This is a genomic window from Candidatus Enterococcus wittei, assembly GCF_002140175.1.
Classification (GTDB): Bacteria; Bacillota; Bacilli; order Lactobacillales; family Enterococcaceae; genus Enterococcus_B; species Enterococcus_B wittei.
Genome location: NZ_NGMO01000005.1, coordinates 139131 through 162362, shown reverse-complemented (window position 1 = coordinate 162362; position 23232 = coordinate 139131). Strand labels below are relative to the sequence as shown.

General features: G+C 36.9%; 20 protein-coding genes. 17 read left to right on the top strand and 3 right to left on the bottom strand.

Features of this window, described 5'->3' with window-relative positions; translation table 11 throughout:
• Nucleotide 1 precedes the first annotated feature (1 nt).
• The 4 genes from A5844_RS13210 (at nucleotide 2) to A5844_RS13195 (ending at nucleotide 2075) form a co-directional block, all read left to right on the top strand.
• On the top strand, nucleotides 2–532 hold the full coding sequence (locus A5844_RS13210) for an NYN domain-containing protein (protein WP_086285635.1): 531 nt from the start codon (nucleotides 2–4) through the stop codon (nucleotides 530–532).
• A gap of 77 nt (nucleotides 533–609) precedes the next feature.
• On the top strand, nucleotides 610–1188 hold the full coding sequence (locus A5844_RS13205) for an RNA polymerase sigma factor (protein ID WP_086285634.1): 579 nt from the start codon (nucleotides 610–612) through the stop codon (nucleotides 1186–1188).
• 113 nt (nucleotides 1189–1301) lie between these two features.
• Nucleotides 1302–1547 (top strand): Veg family protein, encoded by a 246-nt coding sequence (locus A5844_RS13200; RefSeq protein ID WP_005875105.1) that lies wholly within the window; start codon nucleotides 1302–1304, stop codon nucleotides 1545–1547.
• A gap of 96 nt (nucleotides 1548–1643) precedes the next feature.
• A complete protein-coding gene (locus A5844_RS13195; RefSeq protein ID WP_086285633.1) occupies nucleotides 1644–2075 on the top strand; it encodes a GNAT family N-acetyltransferase in 432 nt (143 codons plus the stop codon).
• A 155-nt stretch (nucleotides 2076–2230) separates the two neighbouring features.
• On the opposite strand, the gene mscL is transcribed toward A5844_RS13195, so the two are convergent.
• Complete coding sequence (gene mscL, locus A5844_RS13190; protein WP_086285632.1) at nucleotides 2231–2698, bottom strand: large conductance mechanosensitive channel protein MscL; 468 nt, start codon at nucleotides 2696–2698, stop codon at nucleotides 2231–2233.
• A gap of 246 nt (nucleotides 2699–2944) precedes the next feature.
• On the opposite strand from mscL, the gene yfmF reads away from it, so the two are divergent.
• The 7 genes from yfmF to rny all read left to right on the top strand — a co-directional run bounded on the left by yfmF (nucleotide 2945) and on the right by rny (nucleotide 12041).
• The gene (yfmF, locus tag A5844_RS13185; protein ID WP_086285631.1) at nucleotides 2945–4213 is read left to right on the top strand and encodes an EF-P 5-aminopentanol modification-associated protein YfmF; all 1269 of its coding nucleotides are present in this window, start codon (nucleotides 2945–2947) and stop codon (nucleotides 4211–4213) included.
• Complete coding sequence (gene yfmH, locus A5844_RS13180) at nucleotides 4206–5504, top strand: EF-P 5-aminopentanol modification-associated protein YfmH (protein ID WP_086285630.1); 1299 nt, start codon at nucleotides 4206–4208, stop codon at nucleotides 5502–5504. The genes yfmF and yfmH overlap by 8 nt, the downstream gene beginning before the upstream one ends.
• 285 nt (nucleotides 5505–5789) lie before the next feature.
• Complete coding sequence (locus A5844_RS13175; protein ID WP_086285629.1) at nucleotides 5790–6686, top strand: RodZ domain-containing protein; 897 nt, start codon at nucleotides 5790–5792, stop codon at nucleotides 6684–6686.
• A gap of 256 nt (nucleotides 6687–6942) precedes the next feature.
• Nucleotides 6943–7521: a CDP-diacylglycerol--glycerol-3-phosphate 3-phosphatidyltransferase gene (gene pgsA, locus A5844_RS13170; RefSeq protein WP_086285628.1), complete on the top strand. Its 579-nt coding sequence runs from the start codon at nucleotides 6943–6945 to the stop codon at nucleotides 7519–7521.
• 222 nt (nucleotides 7522–7743) lie between these two features.
• Complete coding sequence (locus A5844_RS13165) at nucleotides 7744–8988, top strand: competence/damage-inducible protein A (protein WP_086285627.1); 1245 nt, start codon at nucleotides 7744–7746, stop codon at nucleotides 8986–8988.
• Nucleotides 8989–9092: 104 nt separating this feature from the next.
• Nucleotides 9093–10142, top strand: coding sequence for a recombinase RecA (recA, locus tag A5844_RS13160; RefSeq protein ID WP_086285626.1), 1050 nt, complete (start codon nucleotides 9093–9095; stop codon nucleotides 10140–10142).
• A 342-nt stretch (nucleotides 10143–10484) separates the two neighbouring features.
• Complete coding sequence (gene rny, locus A5844_RS13155) at nucleotides 10485–12041, top strand: ribonuclease Y (protein ID WP_086285697.1); 1557 nt, start codon at nucleotides 10485–10487, stop codon at nucleotides 12039–12041.
• A gap of 196 nt (nucleotides 12042–12237) precedes the next feature.
• Here the strand turns inward: rny and A5844_RS13150 are convergent, their stop codons facing one another.
• Nucleotides 12238–13533 (bottom strand): ISL3 family transposase, encoded by a 1296-nt coding sequence (locus A5844_RS13150; protein WP_086285625.1) that lies wholly within the window; start codon nucleotides 13531–13533, stop codon nucleotides 12238–12240.
• Nucleotides 13534–13896: 363 nt separating this feature from the next.
• Here A5844_RS13150 and A5844_RS13145 point away from each other — a divergent pair, with 363 nt between their 5' ends.
• Entirely contained in the window at nucleotides 13897–14637 is a 741-nt protein-coding gene (locus A5844_RS13145; protein WP_086285624.1) for a hypothetical protein, read from the top strand.
• Between the two features lie 669 nt (nucleotides 14638–15306).
• On the opposite strand, the gene proC is transcribed toward A5844_RS13145, so the two are convergent.
• Complete coding sequence (proC, locus tag A5844_RS13140; RefSeq protein ID WP_256924561.1) at nucleotides 15307–16173, bottom strand: pyrroline-5-carboxylate reductase; 867 nt, start codon at nucleotides 16171–16173, stop codon at nucleotides 15307–15309.
• A 155-nt stretch (nucleotides 16174–16328) separates the two neighbouring features.
• Between proC and mprF the strand changes: the two genes are divergently transcribed.
• From mprF to A5844_RS13115, 5 genes are all read left to right on the top strand, one after another.
• Complete coding sequence (gene mprF, locus A5844_RS13135; protein ID WP_086285622.1) at nucleotides 16329–18899, top strand: bifunctional lysylphosphatidylglycerol flippase/synthetase MprF; 2571 nt, start codon at nucleotides 16329–16331, stop codon at nucleotides 18897–18899.
• A gap of 111 nt (nucleotides 18900–19010) precedes the next feature.
• Nucleotides 19011–19859 (top strand): 4-(cytidine 5'-diphospho)-2-C-methyl-D-erythritol kinase, encoded by an 849-nt coding sequence (gene ispE / locus A5844_RS13130; RefSeq protein ID WP_086285621.1) that lies wholly within the window; start codon nucleotides 19011–19013, stop codon nucleotides 19857–19859.
• 780 nt (nucleotides 19860–20639) lie between these two features.
• Nucleotides 20640–21569 (top strand): metal ABC transporter substrate-binding protein, encoded by a 930-nt coding sequence (locus A5844_RS13125; RefSeq protein ID WP_086285620.1) that lies wholly within the window; start codon nucleotides 20640–20642, stop codon nucleotides 21567–21569.
• 19 nt (nucleotides 21570–21588) lie between these two features.
• Nucleotides 21589–22269 (top strand): metal ABC transporter ATP-binding protein, encoded by a 681-nt coding sequence (locus A5844_RS13120; RefSeq protein WP_086285619.1) that lies wholly within the window; start codon nucleotides 21589–21591, stop codon nucleotides 22267–22269.
• On the top strand, nucleotides 22242–23084 hold the full coding sequence (locus A5844_RS13115; protein ID WP_086285618.1) for a metal ABC transporter permease: 843 nt from the start codon (nucleotides 22242–22244) through the stop codon (nucleotides 23082–23084). The genes A5844_RS13120 and A5844_RS13115 overlap by 28 nt, the downstream gene beginning before the upstream one ends.
• The last annotated feature ends 148 nt before the right edge of the window (nucleotides 23085–23232 follow it).

Genomic DNA, 23232 nt, shown 5'->3' with positions numbered 1-23232 from the left:
CATGAAAAAACAGTTGTTGATTGTTGATGGCTATAATATGATTGGCTCATGGCCAGAATTAGTTCTTCTAAAAAAGCAAGATCATATGGCAGATGCAAGAGAAGCGTTATTACAGCGATTGTCCAACTTCGCAAAGTACGAGGGATTAGAAGTGATTGTGGTATTCGATGCCCAGTTAGTTCCTGGAATCCAACAAAATTATCGTCAATACCAGTTGGAAGTAGTTTTTACTAAAGAAGATGAAACAGCAGACACCTATATTGAGCGAATTGCAGGCGAACTAAATGACCGCTTGACACAAGTAACCGTTGCAACAAGTGATTTGGCGGAACAATGGGTCGTTTTTTCTCAAGGAGCGCTAAGGACATCTGCCTATGAGTTGTATCAGACGATTAAAAAAACAGAAAAAAATATATCACAAGAAAATATAGATATGCGTTTTATAAATTTCCGACGAAATTCTCCTTGGAATGAAGAACAATTAAAAAAACTGTCCCAAAAATTGGACGATTTAATGCGAAAAAATAAATAACACCGATAGATGAAGAGTTGTCCATACAAATGATGATAAAATTCCTCCATAATCAAAAGTTATGGAGGAATTATTTTATGTCTGAGGAGTTATTGTGCGCTGCCCGTAATGGTGATGAAGAAGCATTTGCTACCCTGTATCAAAAATATTTTCCGCTTTTGTTACGCTTGAAAAATATTTATTATTTAAGAAATTATGTTTGTGAAGATTGGGAACAAGAAGCAAGAATCGCATTGTATCAAGCATTGAAAACATATGAAAGTAATAAAGGTGTCAGCTTTGGAAGCTACTACAAAAGTATTCTTAGTAATCAAATTTATTCTTTGTTGCGAAAACAAAATGCATTAAAGCGCAGGGATCAAAAAGATGAAGTGTCTATTGAACAGAAAATAGATACGGAAGGACCTGATTTTCTAGCCGAAATCACAGTACAAGAACCAATTGCTGTCCAACATTTATTACTAAAAGAAGCAATTGAAGACTGTCCTATCAAATTTTCTAAGAAAGAAGCAAAAATCTTTCATCACTACATGCAAGGAACGGATTTTTATGAGATGGCTAAAGATTTATCCATGGATATGAAACAGGTGAAAAGTGCGTATGGCCGTGTGAAATTCAAAATAAAGCAACATTTGAAAGAGTATAATGAGAAATAATTAATAAAATTATTAACGTTTTTCTTATTTATTTTTATTGCATTTCTTTTTTTGATATGGTAAACTTGTAAAATTTTACTAAGTGTGATATGATAGTTATTGAGGTGAACTGTATGCCAACAACTTTAGCTACAATCAAAAAAGATTTAGAAGGTCGTATCGGCAGCCCAATCATGTTGGTTGCTCAGACAGGAAGAAAGCGTCAAACAGAACGCCGAGGCGTTTTAACAGAAACCTATCCTTCAGTATTCGTCGTTGATTTGGATCCTGAAGAAAATTCTTTTGAACGAGTATCTTACAGCTATTCAGATGTATTGACTCGGACAGTCGAGATCGAATTTTTAACTGAAGCAGTTTAAAAAACAAGCGGACCTGGATATTACATAAGGTTCGTTTGCTTTTTTGTTTTTAAATCGGTATTCTAAAAGAAACGAAGAATCGGAGAGCTCAAATTAATGAAACATTATGTAAAAAAATTGACAGAGTTAACTACATTGGAATTTTATTCTATTGTAAAAGAACGAACCGCAGTATTTGTAGTAGAGCAAAATTGTCCGTATCAAGAAGTTGATACGATTGACAAAAACGCTTGCCATACATTTTTCAAGGATGAATCAGGAGAAATATTAGCTTATACACGTATTTATCATGATGAAGAGTCGGTCCACTTCGGGCGAGTCCTTGTGAATCAGCAGCATCGAAAAGAAGGTCTAGGGAGAAAAATCGTTCAGCGTACATTGGAAGTCATCGAAGAAAATGCTTCTGGAAAACCGATCGTGATCGGTGCGCAAGAATATTTAAAATCATTTTATGAGTCATTTGGTTTTGAAGCAATCTCAGAAGTTTATTTAGAAGATGGGATCCCACATCTGGATATGCGAAAATAATTAAATGATGGAATGGAATTAAAATAAAAGAGACTATGTAGTGACTTTTTCCAAGAGTAAGTAAAGGAACTGAAGAATCAGAAATACTATCTTCAGTTCCTCCACTTGCCTTCTCGGAATTGAACCCATAGCCTCTTTTGCTTTTAAAGCATAAACTAACGTTTTGTACTTGTAGATTCGTCAGTAGCTGGGGGAATTGAATGGACATTGTTTTCAGCAGTCTGTTGCGCAAGCAGATCACGAATGTCACTGAGGTAATCTTCAGCTGTTGGTGTTTCAACTGTAGCTTCTTCCTCTTCTTTTGCTCGTATTTTTTTCGCATGGTTCGCTGCTTTAACAACTAAAAATAACACGAAGCCTGTAATGATAAATGTAATGATTGCACTAATGACCTCGCCAAAAGCAAATGTTACTCCTTTAGTTGGAGACCAATCTAAAATGGACAAAGCGCCTTCTAAATCAGAGGTACCTGTAATCATTGCCACGACCCACCCTACTAAAGGTGTGATCAATCCTTGAACGATTTGATTGACAATACTTGTAAAGGCACTACCAATAACCACACCAACGGCTAAATCGAGGACATCCCCACGCATGATAAATTCTTTGAATTCCTTGATCATCAAATTCCTCCTTTCTTTCATAACCAGTATAGCGAAGAATAAAAAAATATAAAAACAACACGACTCCTTAACACTACACACTGTTCCTCAAAAGCTTGTGTGCTATACTATAAAGTGATACTTTATTAGAACACTAGTGATGACCATATGTAGGATTTTTGTTCCTACCAGTACAAGAGTATTTATTTGTTAAGAAATAAGTGAGTTAGTGTAAATGGATATCCGCAATAAAAAGGAGACTTTGTGATGACATACAAATTAGCAAAAGGTGTGAATCTTCACGTCTTACCAACCAAACAATATAAGACAATTCGTATTTTTGTTCGATTTACTACACGTTTAGAAAAAGAAGTGGTGACAAAGCGGGCACTATTAAGTAGCATGTTGGAAACGAATAGCTTGAACTATCCTGATCAGACACAATTGAGTGCCCAACTAGCTGATTTGTATGGTGCAGGTTTTAGCTTTTCAGTACGTAAAAAAGGTAACCTTCACTGGCTGAATGCCAGTCTCAGCTTTGTCAATGGTAGCTACGTTAATGATCCTTCAATCTTAACAAACGCAGTGGTCTTATTGAAAGAGGGCTTATTCTTTCCGAATATCAAAGATGAATCTTTTGATCAGTTGACATTCGACTTAGAAAAAAACAATTTAAAACAATATTTGGAAAGCTTAAATGAAGACAAACAGACGATGGCTTCTTTAGCACTGCAAGAACTGTATTTTGAGCAAGCAGAGGCACAAAAGATCCCAAGTACCGGAACGATTGAAGACTTGGAGAAAATCACTGCAAAATCGTTAGCTGAATACTACTATCAAATGATCAATGAAGATCAAGTGGATATTTTTGTAATAGGAGATATCGAGGAGAAAGAAGCAATCACAGCGTTGAAAGCTTTACCTTTCAAGGATCGAGAAATTGTTCATCCAGAAATATTCTATGCACAACCGTTAGAAAACATTATCAAGGAGCGACAAATCCAAGAACCAATTGTTCAAGCAAAGTTGAATCTAGCATATCAAACAAATGTTTATTACGATCAGCCAGAACGTTTTTCATTGATGGTGTTTAATGGTTTATTTGGTGGCTTTCCTCATTCTAAATTATTCATGAATGTTCGAGAAAAAGAAAGTCTTGCCTATTATGCCTCTAGTAATGTGGATACATTCCGTGGCTTACTGACGGTGCAGACAGGAATTGAAACAAAAAATAGAAATCAAGTACTTCATCTGATTCATGAACAATTAGAAAGCCTGCGTAATGGGGAAATCACGGAATTAGAGCTTTCCCAAACTAAAGCGATGTTGCGCAATCATTATTTACTGTCGTTAGATTCCCCACAAGCAGCGATTGAAACCGCCTATTTAACCCATTGGCTTCCTCATACAAGCCTAACGGATGAAGAATGGCTAGAGCGCATGGACGGTGTCACTGTCGAGGATATCCAAAAAGTAGCGAATGAAATCGAATTACAGGCAATTTTCTTTTTAGCAGGAGGGGAAGGAAATGAATAAAACAGAGTATAGTCAAATCAATGAAACACTGTATCATGAAATTTTACCGAATGGATTGACCGTGTACCTACTGCCAAAAAATGATTACCATAAAACTTATGGTTTGTTCAGTACGAATTATGGCTCAATTGATAACGAATTCATTCCTTACAATGGAAATGAAAAAATCAAAGTCCCAGATGGAATTGCTCATTTTTTAGAACATAAACTTTTTGAAAAAGAAGACGGTGATGTTTTTCAATTGTTCGGTCAACAAGGGGCTTCAGCCAATGCGTTTACGAGTTTTACAAAAACGAGCTATTTATTTTCTACGACAGATCAAATAGAAAAAAATCTAATGACCTTGCTTGATTTTGTCCAAGCACCTTACTTTACTGAAGAGACAGTCAATAAAGAAAAAGGGATCATTGGGCAGGAAATCCAAATGTATGAGGATGATCCAAATTGGCGCCTCTTCTTTGGTATCTTAAATAATTTGTATCCGAACCATCCATTGCATATTGATATTGCGGGGACAGTAGAAAGCATTGAGGAAATTACAGCAGAAGACTTATACACTTGCTATCGTACATTTTATCAACCTAGCAATATGGTGCTTTTTGTGGTGGGAAAATTAGAACCTGAACAATTAATGGAAAAAATCAGAGAAAATCAAGCAACAAAAGAGTTTCCACCAGCAAAAGAAATTGTGCGATACTTCCCAGAAAATGTAAATGATGTTCTTCCGATCAGCACTTTGGAAAGCACGATCACTCACGAAAAGTTTGTTTTAGGGATCAAAGGGATCGATAGGCTGCCAGAAAAAGGGATTGAGCTATTAAGATATAAAACTGCAATGAGACTATTGCTACAGCTATTGTTAGGAAGCACTTCTCAAAACTACTTGAAGCTTTATAACGAAGGCCTAATTGATGACAGTTTTGGTTTTGAGTTTAGCTTAGATCGAGAATTTCATTTTGCTGATTTCAGTGGTGATTCAGATAAACCAAAACAAGCTGCTGAAAAAATAAAAGAAATTTTGCTTCAATTTGAACAGGACCAAGAATTAACAGAAACCAATCTAAACCTATTAAAGAAAAAGATGCTAGGGCAATATTTTCAATCTTTAAATTCCATTGAATATATCGCCAATCAATTTACTCAAAGTTTATTTGGAGATCAGACACTATTTGATTTACCAGAAATTATCGAATCAATCCATTTGGAAGATGTGATTAATGTAGGTCGTTCCTTTATTCAAGAAGAAGCATTTAGTGAGTTTTACATGAAACCTAAAAAGGAAACGAAATAAAGGAAGATAGTTCCACAAAGTATGAGGTAACAAACCTTTGCATCAATTACCGTACACAAAAGTTTAAATTTCGTTTTAAATCATAGTAAATGATACTCTAAAAAAGATGTCTTTATGGTATTCTTAAGTATACTGTTAGAAATTTTTTAGAACAAAATATTTTGTTTTTACAGAACGAAAAATTTGATGAGAGGCAGTCAGGTGACTTTTTGTAGAGTCTGCTAAAAAGTTTTTATGGATGCAAAGATACCTGACTAGATCAAACAGACTGGAGAAGATGAACGAGTGGCTTTTGAAACCATTGGGGAAAAATTACGACAAGCCCGTTTAAATAAAAAAATATCTTTAGATGAATTACAACAAATAACTAAAATTCAAAAGCGTTATTTGGAATCGATTGATCAAGATGATTTCGATCAATTACCTGGAAAGTTCTACGTACGTGCATTTATTCGCCAGTATGCTGAAGCTGTTGGAGAAGATGGCGATTACTTGGTAGATGTCTTCGATGGGAAAAAATCTCTGCTAGAAGAAACGGTCAAGAAACGACCGGAACCAGAAGTGGTAAATGGTTCAAGAAAAGCGATGCATCAAGAAGAAAAAAATCTAAGCAAATTCTGGACAAGTCTGCCAGTACTATTACTTGGATTAGTAGCCTTAGCGATTATTTCGATCGTTGTCTATATGTCTTGGCAAGATCGCCAATCTGATCCTATCATTGGTGCAGATGCTTCTTCTATTTCTGTTGAGGGTTCAGTTGCTCAAAAAGAAACAGCTACTACAAGTAGTGAGCCTACCGCCGAATCAACTGTTGCTTCCACAACGCAGTCAACAGAAGAGCAGAAGAAAATGGCCATCACAGCTGGACAAGATACAGGAGCTGCCATCGCGGTATCTATTACAGATGCCAAAAAACCAGTTACGTTAGAATTCACTGCGACGAATCGTGTTTGGATTGGTGTTCAAGTGGATAATGCTTATATTTATCAGGGAACACTGGCTGCAAATGAAACACAAAGTACGCCACTTCCGGAAACAGCCACCAATGTTACGATCACACTTGGTGCCGCAAGTAATGCCACAATCAAAGCAAATGGCGAGGAAATTCCTGTCAATGCAGGAGAAAACAATCTAAGTCCAAAAAATATTACACTTGCTTTGCAGTACGCGGAAGCAGAGTAATAGCAACTATTGAGTGTGGTTAAATCGTTTTTCCTAGAAAAATAAGGCGGAGAATCTCCAAAATAGGACAATCTATTTTTGGATTCTCCGCCTTACTTCTTGTCAAAAGACAGGATTTTATCATTTTTTTCGATGAAAATGGTTTGTCTAGCTTTAAAGAAAAATAGCTAAAGAAATATCTATCCTGAAAAATAGATATTATCGGTGGAAACTTTCACGTGTCTCACGTAGAATAGGGAAGAAAGGAGTCGATAATGTGAATTTACCAAATAAATTAACTGTACTTAGAATTTGTATGATCCCTATCTTTATCTTAGTCGTTGGATTGCCTTTAGATTGGGGTCAATTTACGGTAGGTAGTACGACATTAGCAGTAACACAACTAGTTGGCGCAATTATTTTTGCCCTTGCTAGCATCACTGATTGGTTAGATGGAAAAATTGCTCGTTCACGTGGATTAGTGACAAATTTTGGAAAATTTGCTGATCCGTTGGCAGATAAAATGCTTGTTATGACGGCATTTATCATGTTAGTCGGTCAGGGGAAAGCCCCAGGTTGGATCGTATCCATCATTGTGTGTCGAGAATTGGCTATAACAGGCTTAAGACTGTTACTTGTAGAAGATGGCGAGGTAATGGCAGCAGCATGGCCTGGAAAAGTCAAAACAGCTACACAAATGGTTGCAATTATTTTGTTGTTCATCAATAATATCCCGTTCAACTTGATAAATTTGCCCGTTGATCAAATCATGTTGTATGCTTGCTTGATCTTTACCATTTATTCCGGCGTGGATTATTTTGTAAAGAACCGTGGAGTATTCAAAGGATCAATGTAACACATTGACCTGATCAATGATGTAAAAAATCAGACATGGAAGAACGATTTTCCAGTCTGTTTTTTTGTGCGAAAAAAGCAACCTTCTTTCCTTGAGAAATGAGCAAGAGGGAAGGATTCTGCTGTAAAATAGCGTATACTATTATGTAGACAAAATGAAAACATCAGACACGAATAACTCACAATGAATGAGTGAGAAGACCGATGAAAGAAGCGATGGGAAATGAAAGCAGAGATCATAGCAGTAGGAACAGAGCTGCTCCTTGGGCAAGTCGTCAATACAAATGCTACTTTTTTATCTGAACAGTTAGCCTCATTAGGGATAGAAGTATATTACCAAACCGTAGTAGGAGATAATCCAAAACGCTTAGAAGGCTTACTTAAACTTGCTGAAACAAGAAGTGATTTGATTATTCTATGTGGCGGATTAGGACCTACGGAAGATGATTTAACAAAAGAGGTTGTGGCCCAACATCTAGGGGAAAGCCTTATCCAAAACACAGAAGGCTATAAAAAATTATTAGCATTTTTTGAAACCACTCAACGAAAAATGACAGAAAACAATTTACAACAATCGCAAATCATCGAAGGAGGAATCCCACTTCCAAACAGAACTGGATTAGCGCTTGGAACGTATTATCAGACAGAACAACATGCGTATCTTTTACTACCTGGCCCTCCGAGTGAACTTAAACCGATGTTTGTCGAACAAGCCCGTCCTTTGTTAGAAGAAAAATTCCCTTCAAAAGAAAAGTTAATATCAAAAGTCTTGCGATTTTATGGTATCGGAGAGTCACGTTTAGTAACGGAATTAAAAGATTTGATCGCAACACAAATCAATCCTACAATTGCGCCTTATGCAAAACCAAATGAAGTGACTCTAAGACTAACGGTGAAAACAAAAGACGTTCATGCAGGAAACCAAGCACTCCAAGCGTTAGAGGAGAAAATCCAAGCTCGAGTAGGAGAATATTTTTATGGTTATGGAGATAATTATTCTTTGGCGCAAGCAGTAGTTGATTTATTGAAAGAAAAAGGAAAAACAGTGACTGTAGCAGAAAGCTTGACTGCAGGTGCCTTTCAGTCTGCTTTAGGAGACATTCCCGGGGTATCTACTGTCTTTTCTGGTGGTTTCGTGACCTATTCAGCAGAAACAAAAGCAAAGATGTTAGGGATTGAACCAGAGCTATTAGAGGAGTATGGAACCGTTAGCGAAGAATGTGCCAAACAAATGGCTTTGCAAGCAAGAAAAATAGTAGGGTCCGACTATAGTGTCGCATTTACCGGAGTAGCTGGACCAGATGAATTAGAGGGGCAGCCCGCTGGAACAGTTTGGATTGCTATTTCTTCCGAAGATGAGGTAACGGCAAAGCTTTATCATTTCACAAAAGACCGTTCAGCTATCAGATACAGTGCAGTGATGCAAGGGTTTGATCTATTGAGAAAGCAACTATTAAGAAAAAAATAAATGCGAATATTTGTTCGGTTTTTGCTTGCTTTTTGGAAATAAAAAAGATATGATAAACGTAATGAAATGTTACTCTGAGTCGTAAAATAAGGAGGATTATCGTATTGGCAGATGATCGTAAAGCAGCCTTAGAAGCTGCATTGAAAAAAATTGAAAAGAATTATGGTAAAGGTTCTATCATGAAACTTGGTGAAAAAATCGACCAACAGATTTCAACGATACCAAGTGGGTCTTTAGCACTGGATGTTGCGTTAGGAATCGGCGGTTATCCTCGTGGACGGATCATCGAAGTATACGGTCCAGAAAGTTCAGGTAAAACAACAGTTGCGCTTCACGCAATTGCGGAGGTACAAAAAAATGGTGGCACAGCAGCATTTATTGATGCGGAACATGCCTTAGATCCACAATATGCTCAAAAACTCGGTGTCAATATCGATGAGTTATTACTTTCTCAACCAGATACAGGTGAACAAGGTTTAGAAATCGCTGATGCATTAGTATCTAGTGGTGCCGTTGATATCGTGGTAGTAGACTCGGTAGCAGCACTTGTTCCTCGTGCCGAAATCGATGGAGAAATGGGCGATGCACACGTAGGTTTACAAGCACGTTTGATGTCACAAGCCTTGCGTAAACTTTCAGGTTCTATCAACAAGACCAAAACGATTGCGATCTTTATCAACCAAATTCGTGAAAAAGTGGGCGTGATGTTTGGTAATCCTGAAATTACACCGGGGGGCCGCGCATTGAAATTCTATGCCACGATCCGTTTAGAAGTACGTCGTGCCGAACAATTAAAACAAGGAACGGACATTGTCGGAAACCGTACAAAAATCAAAGTAGTAAAAAATAAAGTAGCGCCACCTTTTAAAATCGCTGAAGTAGATGTGATGTATGGCGTTGGTATCTCACAAGAAGGTGAGCTTCTAGATATGGCCGTCGAAAAAGACATTGTGGATAAGAGCGGTGCTTGGTATTCTTATAAAGAAGACCGGATTGGTCAAGGACGTGAAAATGCGAAAATCTATATGGCGAACCATCCAGAAATGATGGCAGAAGTTTCTGCTTTAGTCCGTGCAGCTTACGGAATCGGTGAACCAGTTGAGGGAGCAGAAGAAGTAAAAGAAGCACAAGAAGAGTTACCATTAGACGAATAATAAACAAAAAAAAGAGTAAATTGAGAGGAAACAGGAATCTCAAGTTGCTCTTTTTTTCTATCTTGTTTTTCTTTTCATGTTAAGAAAGAGGGAATGTGGGATGGGGAAATAATTAGATGTTATTTAACAATGGTTTTTATAAAATAAAACGTTCGTTTATTGACAAAGTGGTAAGCCGTTTCTTTTCGTATTTAAAGTTGACACTACTAGAAACAAACATTAGAATAAGCATGTGCACATTTTTGTGTGCGTATGCAGTAGCATATTAATAAGTTTAGAGTAATTTATCATATGATTTATTTAGATGATAAAAATGAAAAAGATAGTATGGAGGTGGATTTTATGGGACTCAACATTCTCCTCGCTATCATCGGTTTAATTGTCGGTCTTGGTTTAGGGTTTATGATTGCAAAATCACGTCATGAAAAAGAAATTGCCGGAGCTAAAACATCAGCTGCTGGTATTCTTGACAGTGCAAAGAAAGAAGCAGAAACTCTAAAAAAAGAAGCATTGTTGGAAGCTAAGGAAGAAAATCAGAAATATCGTTCTGAAGTTGAAAGTGAGCTGAGAGAAAGTAAACTAGAATTAAAATCTCAAGAAAATCGATTGATTCAACGAGAACAAACGCTAGATCGTAAAGACGATTCGTTGGAAAAACGAGAAAACTCACTTGAAAGTAAAGAAGCAGCACTTAGTTCAAAACAGCAATTAATTGAAGAGCGAGAAAAAGACGTTGAAAAATTGATTGAAGATCAACAAAAAGAATTAGAAAAAATTGCTGGATTATCAAAAGAAGATGCAAAAGATGTCATCATGAAATCAACTGAAGAAGAGTTGAATCATGAATTAACCTTGATGGTTAAAGAATCAGAGCAACGTGCGAAAGAAGAAGCAGATCGCAAAGCGAAGAATCTACTATCATTAGCGATTCAACGTTGTGCTGCTGATCAAGTTTCAGAAACAACTGTCTCAGTAGTCACATTACCAAATGATGAGATGAAAGGGCGCATCATCGGGCGTGAAGGACGTAATATCCGAACACTTGAAACCTTAACAGGAATTGATTTGATCATTGATGATACTCCTGAAGCAGTCGTACTTTCAGGATTCGATCCAATCCGTAGAGAAATTGCCCGTATGACTTTAGAGAAATTGATTCAAGATGGACGAATCCATCCAGCTCGTATCGAAGAAATGGTCGAAAAATCTCGTAAAGAAATGGATGAACGCATTCGTGAATATGGAGAAGAAGCTGCCTTTGAAGTAGGAGCACATACACTTCATCCTGATTTGATCAAAATCATGGGTCGCTTGCATTTTAGAACCAGTTATGGTCAAAATGTATTGAAGCATTCAGTAGAAGTTGCTAAACTATCAGGAATCTTAGCTGCAGAATTAGGCGAAGATATCCAGTTAGCAAAACGTGCAGGATTACTACATGATATTGGTAAAGCATTAGATCATGAAATCGAAGGGTCACATGTTGAGATCGGCGCCGAATTAGCGATGAAATATAAAGAAAATCCAGTGGTGATCAACGCAATCGCTTCGCATCATGGAGATGTCGAAGCAACCTCAGTTATTTCTGTCCTAGTTGCGGCAGCAGATGCTTTGTCAGCTGCTCGCCCAGGTGCAAGAAGTGAATCACTGGAAAACTATATCCGTCGTTTACGAAGCTTAGAAACAATCTCCAATAGCTTTGCTGGTGTAGAATCAAGTTTTGCGGTTCAAGCCGGACGTGAAGTACGGGTAATGGTGAAACCAGAAGAAATTTCTGATTTGGATGCTGTTCGTTTAGTCCGCGATATTCGTAAGCGTATTGAAGACGAACTTGATTATCCAGGTCATATCAAAGTGATCGTGATCCGAGAAACCCGAGCAACGGACTACGCGAAATAAAGTAACTGAGTGATTTGAAAAAATTTCAAGCCACGTATAACAAAAATTAAAAGTATAAATGAGAAAATAGTATAAAATGGCGATTGTTCGTCATTTTATACTATTTTTTTAGGCTCTTTGTCAAACGATGTTGGTGAAGAGAAATCCTAGAATGATTGGTGAACAGAAAGAACTATTTTTCTTTCTGTTCCTTTTTTTATTTTATGAGTAATGCTTTCCCATGCCGAATCATGATTCGTAATTTAAAGTTGTAAAAGCTTCGGAACCCATAGGCATTTCGTTTTAATACCTTGATATGATTGTTCAAACACTCCAAAGGGCCATTTGAGTAGCCATAACGTAGGGCGTTCTCGATTTGTGGAAGAAACTTTTTAAAGGTTTTCAAAGTTCTATCATAGATTTCAGGAAGGTCTGTTTTTCCCACATTTAAATATTCTTTAAACGTGTCAATTTCCCGCTTTTTAACTGCATAAAGTAGATTTTGATAGAGTTGATAACCAGAGCGTAGACTAGGACAGTCTCTAAGAAGGCGATCGACTATTTCGGTTTCTGTTAAATACTCTTTAAAACCGGATCGCCAAGTGCGTTTGTTATAATCTAGTTTTCCTTCTTCTTTTTGTAAAAGTTTCCAATAACGTTTTAGCTTCCTACCTAGGCTTTTTTGAGAAGAAGAAGGATGTTTAAGCAACCGATTTGTTTCTTTGATTCGTTGATTGCGAAATGTTCTACCAATATGCTGGACAATATGGAATCGATCAATAATCAGTTTCGCGTTTGGAAATAGCTTTTTCACTAAGGAAACATAAGGTGCATACATATCAATAACGATCCATTGAACCGCCTCTCGAACTTCTGATGAGAAGCGCAAAAAGTAACGTTCTAGATAGGGAAGGCGTCGATTTTCTAAAATATCAAGTAGTTCATGGGTGTCACCATCCATCATAATGAAGCTCATGGCGCTAGACACACTACGAACAGACTTAAATTCATCGAAACATAAAGTTTTTGGTAAGCTTTGTTTCAAGGGATTCAATGGACGATAAAATTTTTTCATGATTCGATAAACGGAAGAGACAGAAATATTTTTTTGGTAGGCAATTTCGGTCATTGAAGTGTTCTTCTTTAAACGAGTGACGACAGACCAACGGACCTTTTGACTAATAAAACAGTGCTTTTCAGCAACCGAAGTATCGGCAACAAAGGTTTTATGACAAGACTTACATTTAAAGCGTTGTTTCTTCAATTCTAAATAAGTTCGGTATTCAGAAACATCATTGAGTAACAACCGAACGGTTGTCGTCCCCCAACGGATAAGCTGAGAGGGGACGACACAGTGGCAATGAACACATTTTTCAGGTGAATAGCGAAGCCTCCCACGATAGATCATGCAAATTTGGCCTTTGTACTTTTCTTTCGTTAAGCAATTTTCCTCAAAATGGATATTTAGGTCTAGAATATTTAGAGTATCTTTGATAAGCTGAGTATAAGACATCTTGAATCCTCCTTATGAATGGTTTCGCCAAATCAATTCTAAAGGATTTCAAGGTGTCTTTTCTATCTTTTTTTCTCAATAAAAAAGATGTCAGTGGAATCCACCAACATCAAAAAGTATAGAGCCTTTTTTTATGTGATTTTCTGAGGGATTTTATATATTATTGTTATTATTTAATTGTAAAATAACGATGTTTTAGTTATTTTGTCAATGTAAATAAGTAAGCAATAGGTATTTTAACAGTATGTTATCATGTTTGAAATATCAATAATAAAAAAACGTAAATTATTAAACATAGTAGCTAATAGGTGTGGTTTAATATTAAGAGAGCGCTCTCAATAGAATTTATAGGAGGAGAAAAAAATGATTAAATCTAAAATTATTACTTTATTTGTCACAATAGGTATGTTAGCTAGTGTTATGATATTCTCGGTTTTGGGAGTAAGTGAGTCAGTATTTGCCTCGGAGGATCATGAAAGAACAACGACGGGGGCTAAATCTTATCAGACTGATTTATTTAATGATGCGGTCATCAATTATAGGAATACTGCTAAGATTAATCAATTCGTTGAAAACAACGAGCAGATTGTTCAGTTGCTAGATAAAAATAATAATGTATTGGCCGCAGAGATTACAAATTTACAAACATTAGAAACACTGGCTGTAACAAGAACAGTCAATGAGGTGATTGTTGAGAAAAAAGAAAAAAATAATGATGGGGAATATAGACAAATAACTGAAAAATATCCTTTGATAGTGGAAAATAGTGAAGAAAATGGGTTAGATGATCTATCGAACAATCTACTAAGGCTAAAATATACCTCATGGAGTTATACGAATTTAGCTGTAGGGAAAAATGTATTTGCGTCGCTAGTAAATATAGGAATTGCGGCGTTGATTACTTTTACAGCTGGTGTATTTGGTATTGGAACAGCTGCAGCAGATTTTTTACTTGAGTATATGGGAGCATATGGTTTACCTAGTGGAGCAGCAATTGCCTCAGCTTTAGATACTAGTGGTAATGGTTGGATTGGATTATATGTTCGAGAAGTATGGAATGACTCATGGACGGTATATTATGGAACTCAGCATAGAACGATGTAACTAATCTTATGAAGAAATATATCATTAAATTACTAGTTACAGTTTTACTTGTATTAGCCTTCATAGGTTTTGTGGAGTTTTTATTGAAGGGAAATAAATCGATACTAATACCAACAAGTGGTTTAGGTTATGTTTTTGGAGTACCCTTTCTATCCATTAAACCATTTAAGAATGAAACTATGATAAGAAAAATCCAATATGTGGTTCTTCTATTTTTGTGTTTCTACTTACCACCTAAAATATTAAGCTTATTGGGGATTGAAAGATTTGAGATCACACTTATTTTATATACTATATTGATATTTGTAGGAATGCTAATTTTATGTGGAATAACTTTTACTTCACATAGAAACAAGAAATAACTATTAGCAAATGTTCAATATAAGCAAGTAACATTGAAATGTAAAAAAATAGTAATATACGAAAGATATTTTAAGAGAAATGTGTTATAAGAATAGGATAAGAAATTTTTACTACGTAACTATATTTATCAAGCAAGCCGAAGAATCCGAGAACAGGCACAGCTATTTTCGGATTCTTCGACTTGTTTACGAAAGCTTCTGAATGACTGGCTGGCTTAGTAAGATCAGTTGCTAAAAGAAGCTTGTTTTGTTTTAAAAAGGCTAAAATTTTATTTTTCCTCATTCTATCAATGGATCGATTCTTCGTTTACATCATTTCTTTGTCTTTTTCGATGGTCGTGGTGATTCCTTTGATGATTGCTGGAATGAATCCTGCTTCTTCTAATGCAACTACGCCAGCCACTGTCGTACCTCCAGGAGAAGAGACTTGATCGACCAGTTCCCAAGGATTTTTGTCACTGACAAGAAATTTTTCGCAAGAGCCAAGAATTGCTTTTGCAGCAATTTCTGTAGCCGTTTGTTTAGGTAATCCATGAAGTACCCCCGCACGTCCCATAGCATCGATCAGCATGTAAATAAATGCAGGGGAGCTTCCAGCTAACCCAATGAAGGTACTGAAATCTTCTTCGGCTAGTGGATAGACACTGCCAATGGCTTCGAATATTTTCATCGCTTGTTTGAATTGTTCCTCTGTTGTTCCTTTGTTTTTACATATCGCAGAAACCCCTGCGCCTACACTCACATTGACATTAGGCATCACACGTACGATGGCTGCTTGTGAATCCAAAGCTTCTTCTAAGACTTGTAACGATTTTCCAGCAGCGATTGAAATAAAGAGCTGTTGTTTACGATAGTCACGTAATTCCATCAATACTTTTTCAATGATTTTTGGTTTGACTGCTAAAACAATGATATCTGCTTCTTGTGCGACTTCTTGATTATTTTGACAAGCATTTACTCCCGTTTTTCCTGCAAATTGTCGGGCATTTTCGTAGTGTCCACTTGAAACATAAATCTCCTCTTTAGCTACAAGTTGCTTTTCAAGCAAACCATGAATGATTGCTTGCGCCATATTACCTGTTCCGATAAATCCGATTTTCATGTGATCCGCTCCTTTTTTTGTTTTAGCATAGCTTTCTTTTAGGAAATTCGCAAGCTGTTCTGAAGAAGACAATATGAATGCTTTAGTAAGATAGGTGACTAGAGGATAGAGGAGTTGCTAGAATAACAATTACTTATAGAGAAAAGAGGTCAAAAGTGGAAAAAAAGAAATAAATAAGATAACATTAAAATAGATGTATGAAAGTATACAAGTGAGGAAGGATGCAGGTGAAAAATAAAGTACATTTGCTTTTTCAGTGGATGAAAGCCCATCAGCTGATCTTGAAATTAATCTTCTTTGGTTCAGTTCTCGTATTTGTAGTCAACCAGGTGGCTAATATTCTGCATGGAATGAGTTGGCAAGATGTTTGGCAGACAATGAACCAACAAAGTCAAGTGACGATCGCATGGATGATCTTGGCAGGATTGGTGGGTGTATTGCCGATGTTGCTTTACGATTGGGTGACTGTTCAAGTATTAGAAAAACAAGGAACACCTAAAATGGATCGGAAAGATTTTTTTTTATCTGCTTGGATCACTAATACCATCAACAACTTAGCAGGTTTTGGAGGGATAGTTGGCGCGAGTTTGCGTGCCAGTTTTTATGGCAAAAAGACAAACCGGAAAATGGTGTTGGCTACGGTTTCAAAAGTTGCTTTATTTATGCTGACAGGTCTCTCCGTGTGGGCACTCGTTACTTTTATTGATGTATTTTTCCTTCAGTCTGAGAGTATATTCCGCAGTTATTGGATCTGGCTTTTTTGCGGGAGTTTTTTAGCACCATTTATTTTTTTATTCGCTTATTTAAAACGAAAAACGATCTTTGCAGAGTTTTATCCAAAAGGGCTTATCGGCTTATTTGTAGCCTCTTTTGGCCAATGGACAGGTGCTTTATTTGTCTTCTTATTTATTGGACGATTGATGGCCATTGATATTTCCTCGCTTTCTCTTTATCCTATGTTTATCATTGCCACGCTTATCGGCATGTTAACGATGGTTCCAGGTGGTATGGGCACATTCGATGTGTTGATGATTTTAGGGATGAGCCAATTAGGAGTTCGGCAAGATCTAGCGCTTGTCTGGTTGCTTTATTATCGTCTCTTTTATTATGTGTTGCCATTTATTTCAGGCGTTCTTTTATTTTTGACACATACGGGTGTGAGAATCAATCGTTTGTTAGATAATATCCCTCGTTTGTTTTTTCAAAAAATCGCTCATCAGGTTTTAGTCTGTGCTGTTTATTTTGCTGGCATCATGATGATCTTGCTTTCGACTATCACGAATTTATCAACAGTCAGTCGTTTGTTTCAGTTTTTATTGCCCTTTTCTTTCAACTTTTTAGATCAAACATTAAACCTATTAGTAGGCTTTTTATTGCTTGGTTTAGCAAGAGCTCTTGCTATGAAAGTGAAAAAAGCCTTTATTCCTACTCTCTTGTTACTAGCTTTTGGTATCATTAATACGGTGATGCGTACGTTATCTTGGGAATTGATTTTGGTTTATTTAGTGATTTTACTTTCGGTGTGGCTAGCACGAAAAGAGTTCTATCGGAAGAGATTTGTTTATTCTTGGGGTGCAATGCTTTTTGATGCGACACTCTTTGGCTTTTTATTTATTATTTATGCCATTGCGGGCTACAATAGAGGAAGTTTTTTAGTTGGCAATCTCACTGCCAATCGATTTATTCTTTTTCCCTCTGATGCAGTTTGGTTTTCCGGCTTGATTGGGTTAGGGATTTCTTTGTTATCCTTAGTTGCACTTTATCAATATCTTACTCCTGAGGAAAAACTAGGTGTAGGTTTTGATAGCGAACGGTTCGAACGTCTATTAAAGAACTATGGGGGGACGGCGGCCAGTCATTACCTACGATTACCAGGGTATAGTTATTTCTATTATCAAGAGAATCATGAAGATCGAGTAGTCTTCGGTTATCAAATCAAGGCCAATAAATGCTTTGTTCTAGGAGATCCAATTGGTGATCCGGCAATGATGCGTGCGGCTACCAATGCTTTTTTAAAAAAAGCCGATTCTTTAGGTTATCAACTGGCTTTCTACAAAGTATCAGAAAAGTACGTTGTGATGCTTCATGAATTAGGCTTTCATTTTACGAAAGTAGGAGAAGCTGGCATTGCTGATTTTTCTACAGAAGATTTGTCTCGAACAAACCAACAGTTAGAGTTTCAACGGCTTTCGAAGGAAGGGTATCATTTTACTTGGTATGAATCACTTCCACAAGAATTATTGACATCTGTCCAAGAAGTGTCAAAAAGTTGGCTGGATGGTGCGCGTGAGAAGCATTTTTCTGTCGGTTACTTTGATCAAAAATACCTTCAGTCAAGTGGAATAGGGATTGTAAGAAAGGACCAGAAAATTGTCGGTTTCATTACTGAAAAGCCCATGACAAAGACACAAGTTGGTTATGATTTGCTCCGTTACTTGCCAGATCAACCAGCAATTCTGGCGGATTATTTGTTAACACATTTATTAATAGTCTATCAAAATAAAGGTTATCTTGAAGCAAATCTTGGCTTAGCCCCCCTTGCAAATGTAGGTGAAGCTGATTTTTCATTTTTGCAAGAAAAAGTGATGCGGGTCATTTATAATTATGGGAATTTCTTTTATTCGTTTCAATCAGCATACAAAGAAAAACAAAGGTATGTGACACATTGGGAAGGGCGTTATTTTGCTTATATGAATGGGAGCAGTTTTACATTAGCCACGCTACAGTTGTTTTTATTAATTGGAAATGGTAAGGGGAAAAATACAAGTTTGGTAGAAGAAGTTTTGACAGAGCTATAAAACTGGCTACAAATTCTGCCTGAAAGGATTGATTGGTCTAATAGAAGGTATACTTTTATTTTTCCCTATGATAGAATACTTTCGACTTAGATTTTTCGAATGGGTGAGAGGATGGAATTGATTGAAAAAGCGCCGGCAAAGATAAACTTAGGGTTGGATGTGTTATACAAACGACCAGATGGGTATCATGAGTTGGAAATGGTGATGTCAAGTGTAGATTTAGCTGATCACTTGTTCTTTGAAGAGCTACCGGAAGATAAGATTGTCGTGGAAACGAATAAAGCATTTTTACCGGTGGATCAGCGAAATAATGTATACCAAGCAGTTGCGTTGTTAAAAAATAAATACCAAATTAATAAAGGCGTTAAAATCTTCGTGAAAAAAAATATTCCCGTTGCCGCTGGACTAGGCGGTGGCAGTACCGATTGTGCTGCGGCGCTAAGAGGGATCAATCGGTTATGGAATCTAGGATGTACCTTAGAGGAACTAGCAGAAATTGGCTTAGAGGTAGGTACGGATGTCCCTTATTGTGTGTATGGGCATACAGCCTATATTGGTGGCAAAGGGGAGATCGTCCAAGTTCTTCCGGCTATGCCTCCTTGTTGGGTCGTATTAGTAAAACCAAGAATGAGTGTCTCCACAAGAACTGTTTTTAGAGAGATAGATGTTGAAAAAATTCAGCATCAAGACATCAAAGGATTAGCAGAAGCTTTACGTCAGCAAGATTATCAAGAAATGCTGAAGAAAATGGGGAATAGTTTAGAAGACGTGACAGGAAAACGTCATCCAATCATTCATCAAATCAAAGAACGAATGATCAGGTATGGAGCTGATGCTGCATTGATGAGTGGAAGTGGACCAACCGTCTTTGCTTTGTGTCAACATTATTCAAGAGCTCAACGTGTCTATAATGGCTTAAAAGGCTTCTGCGATGAAGTCTATCTTGTCAGAACGCTCTGATATAGAAGTCCTAAAAAAATTCTGTTCGATGAAGTTAACTGAGGATAGTGTAAAACAGCTTTTTATGTTTTGCGGTATCCTCAGTTAATTTTATCAGAAAGTATCTCCTAATCTTTGCCACTAAGCCAAAACCTAAAAAGTATAAAGAGGTATTTTCTGAAGATTTTCTTACTGTTCTGGTCAAAGTACTGGTATCACGATCTCTTGATGAAAGCTAACTCCTTTGAAATTGAGTTAAAAATCTAAAAAGATATGAAGAGCTATTTTTCTAATTTCGCCCTTAATCTTAGAAACTGAAAGTTCTTTTCATAACTTTAGATAAACGATATTCAAGAGGCTGCACTTCGGTAGTAAACAAGAAAAATTAAAATTGTGAAGAATCAATTTCTCTTTTTCTTGTTTATTACTCAGTACAAAACGCTTCTTTCATAATCCTGATAAACAGGGCTCACTCAGTTAAAAATAAGCCGAATAGTCTTGAAGGTAGGAAAAGCTATTTTTAAGATTATTTGGTTTATTTTTTTGAAATAAAAAAATGTAGTTACTAGGCCTTTTTATTTTCTCAATGTTTAGTTGATCTATTGTTTTTTTATAATGAAAAAAGAAGACTAATTAGAGAATTTGTATGATAGGATATTCATTTGTTTTACGATTTGCTAGGGAACTTTTCGTTTAAATCAGAAAATCGGCTTTTTCTATTGACTGTTTTTTTTTATTTTGATACATTAAGTCTCGTTGGTAAATCGTAAAATTACGATTTGTTTTGAAAGGAGCAAACCTATGAAAAAATATTTATTAGCTGTAACACTAGCCGCTGGAGCGTTCCTGCTTGCTGCTTGTGGTCAACCGACTTCAAAAAGTTCTTCTGAAGAGGAGTTAAAGGTTGTTGCAACGTTTTATCCTATGTATGAATTTACCAAAGAAATCGTGGGAAAAGAAGGCGATGTGGAGTTATTGATTCCCGCAGGTACCGAGCCACATGATTTCGAACCAAGTGCGAAGCAAAGTGCAGAAATTGCGGATGCGGATGTGTTCGTTTATAATAGTTCGGACATGGAATTTTTTGTGGATTCTTTAAAAGATTCAGTTGATACCAATCAAACGTTGATGATTGAAGCAGCCAAAGGGATCAAACGTCTTGACGGGCACGAAGAAGCAGAAGATAGCGATGACCATGACCACGATCACGAGTATGACCCGCATGTCTGGTTAGATCCGGTATTAGCGATCCAAGAAGTTCAGACCATTGCGAAAGAATTAGGTGAAAAGTATCCAGATAAAAAAGAAACTTTTGATAAAAATGCGGACGCTTATATCAAGAAGTTGCATGAACTAGACCAGAAATATACGGATGGTTTAAAGGATGCAACGAATCGTACTTTTGTTACTCAACATGCGGCATTTGCTTATTTAGCTCATCAATATGATTTGAAACAAGTAGCGATTTCAGGTGTTTCACCAGATCAAGAACCCTCACCTAGTCGTTTAGCAGAATTGAAAGACTTTGTTGATCAAAATAATGTCAAAGTGATCTATTTTGAAGAAAATGCCTCGTCAAAAGTGGCTGAAACATTATCAAAGGAAACTGGGGTACAATTAGAAGTGCTTAATCCGTTAGAAAGTTTAACCAATGAGCAAATCAAATCTGGTGAAAATTATCTGACTGTAATGGAAAAAAATCTAGAGGCATTAAAAAAGAGCATCAATTAAAACGAATGGAGGTCTCTACGTGCATTATATTGAAATAACCGATTTAACCTTCTATTATGACGATGAGCCTGTTTTGGAAGGTGTATCCTATCACGTGGATGCAGGAGAATTCGTCATTTTGACCGGGGAAAATGGAGCAGCTAAATCAACATTGATCAAGGCTTCTTTAGGATTGTTGAAACCCTCAAAAGGAACAATCAAAATCGCGGAAAAAAATCAGGAAGGAAATAAACTTAGTATCGGTTATATCCCACAGCAAGTATCATCTTTTAATGCGGGTTTTCCTAGCACAGTCCTTGAACTTGTGCGCTCAGGACGGTATCCTCGTGATCGCTGGTTCAAGCGATTAACTGAAAAAGATCATCAACATGTGAAAAGAGCATTAGAAGCAGTAGGGATGTGGGAGATGCGTCATCGACGAATCGGTGAACTTTCTGGAGGACAGAAGCAACGGATCAGTTTGGCACGTATATTTGCTACCGATCCTGATTTGTTCGTGTTAGACGAGCCAACGACTGGTATGGATGAAGAATCTAGAAATGAGTTTTATCGCTTGTTGCGTCATAGTGCGCATGACCATGGGAAAGCTGTGTTGATGATCACTCACGATCATGAAGATATCAAGCAATATGCCGATCGACAAATTCGGTTAGTGAGAAAGGAGGATTCTCAATGGCGTTGCTTTCATATGAATTCATGAGACGGGCATTTCTAGCAGCAATATTCATTGCGGGAATCGCCCCTATGTTGGGTGTTTTTCTCGTGATCAGACGTCAATCACTGATGGCTGATACATTATCACATGTGTCTTTAGCAGGGGTGGCCTTGGGTTTCTTTCTGAATTTGAATCCTACCTTGACCACCATGGTCGTCGTCGTGATCGCAGCTATTATATTAGAATATTTGCGCTCCATGTATCGAACCTATTCAGAAATTTCTATTGCGATTTTAATGGCAGGCGGCCTTGCTTTAGCGCTTGTTTTAATGAATTTAAGTGGTGGTAATTCTGCTACAAGTATCCAATCTTATTTGTTTGGTTCCATTGTAACGATCACTTGGGAGCAAGTGATATTTTTAGGGATTTTATTTGTGGTTATTGGTATATTATTCTTTTTATTCAAGCGTCCGATGTATGTATTGACTTTTGACGAAGATACCGCGCATGTAGATGGACTACCTGTTCATTGGATGTCGATGATGTTCAATATCATTACTGGAATTGCAATCGCTGTGATGATCCCTATTGCTGGAGCGCTACTGATCTCTGCGATCATGGTATTGCCAGCAGCTATCGGTATGCGTTTAGGAAAAAGTTTCAATATCGTGATGATCATCAGCGTCCTCGTTGGATTTATCGGGATGCTTTCAGGGCTAACTAGTTCTTTTTATCTAGACACCCCTCCAGGAGCGACAATCACTTTAGTCTTTATACTGTTGTTTTTATTGGTGAATTTGGTCAAACGTATCTGGTTCATGACAAGAAGAAATAATGGATCTACCAGTAAAAAACGATAAAAACTAGTTTTTAGTCTTTTAAAATCAAAAGGATTAAAAAATTAGTGCTTTTAACGAATAGATCGGAGTGTTAGAGAATAGGAAAGCTATTTTCTGACGCTCCGTTTTTTCTTACATGAACACTTTTCATGCAATTATCTATTTTTTT

Excerpts from the sequence above, each read along its gene's own strand:
- A5844_RS13145 (WP_086285624.1), top strand. The coding sequence starts at position 13,897 with ATGATTAAATCTAAAATTATTACTTTATTTGTCACAATAGGTATGTTA.
- mscL (WP_086285632.1), bottom strand. The coding sequence starts at position 2,698 with ATGATCAAGGAATTCAAAGAATTTATCATGCGTGGGGATGTCCTCGAT.
- A5844_RS13150 (WP_086285625.1), bottom strand. The coding sequence starts at position 13,533 with ATGTCTTATACTCAGCTTATCAAAGATACTCTAAATATTCTAGACCTA.
- A5844_RS13125 (WP_086285620.1), top strand. The coding sequence starts at position 20,640 with ATGAAAAAATATTTATTAGCTGTAACACTAGCCGCTGGAGCGTTCCTG.
- yfmH (WP_086285630.1), top strand. The coding sequence starts at position 4,206 with ATGAATAAAACAGAGTATAGTCAAATCAATGAAACACTGTATCATGAA.
- A5844_RS13205 (WP_086285634.1), top strand. The coding sequence starts at position 610 with ATGTCTGAGGAGTTATTGTGCGCTGCCCGTAATGGTGATGAAGAAGCA.
- ispE (WP_086285621.1), top strand. The coding sequence starts at position 19,011 with ATGGAATTGATTGAAAAAGCGCCGGCAAAGATAAACTTAGGGTTGGAT.
- A5844_RS13115 (WP_086285618.1), top strand. The coding sequence starts at position 22,242 with ATGGCGTTGCTTTCATATGAATTCATGAGACGGGCATTTCTAGCAGCA.
- yfmF (WP_086285631.1), top strand. The coding sequence starts at position 2,945 with ATGACATACAAATTAGCAAAAGGTGTGAATCTTCACGTCTTACCAACC.
- A5844_RS13200 (WP_005875105.1), top strand. The coding sequence starts at position 1,302 with ATGCCAACAACTTTAGCTACAATCAAAAAAGATTTAGAAGGTCGTATC.
- A5844_RS13165 (WP_086285627.1), top strand. The coding sequence starts at position 7,744 with ATGAAAGCAGAGATCATAGCAGTAGGAACAGAGCTGCTCCTTGGGCAA.
- A5844_RS13210 (WP_086285635.1), top strand. The coding sequence starts at position 2 with ATGAAAAAACAGTTGTTGATTGTTGATGGCTATAATATGATTGGCTCA.
- A5844_RS13195 (WP_086285633.1), top strand. The coding sequence starts at position 1,644 with ATGAAACATTATGTAAAAAAATTGACAGAGTTAACTACATTGGAATTT.
- rny (WP_086285697.1), top strand. The coding sequence starts at position 10,485 with ATGGGACTCAACATTCTCCTCGCTATCATCGGTTTAATTGTCGGTCTT.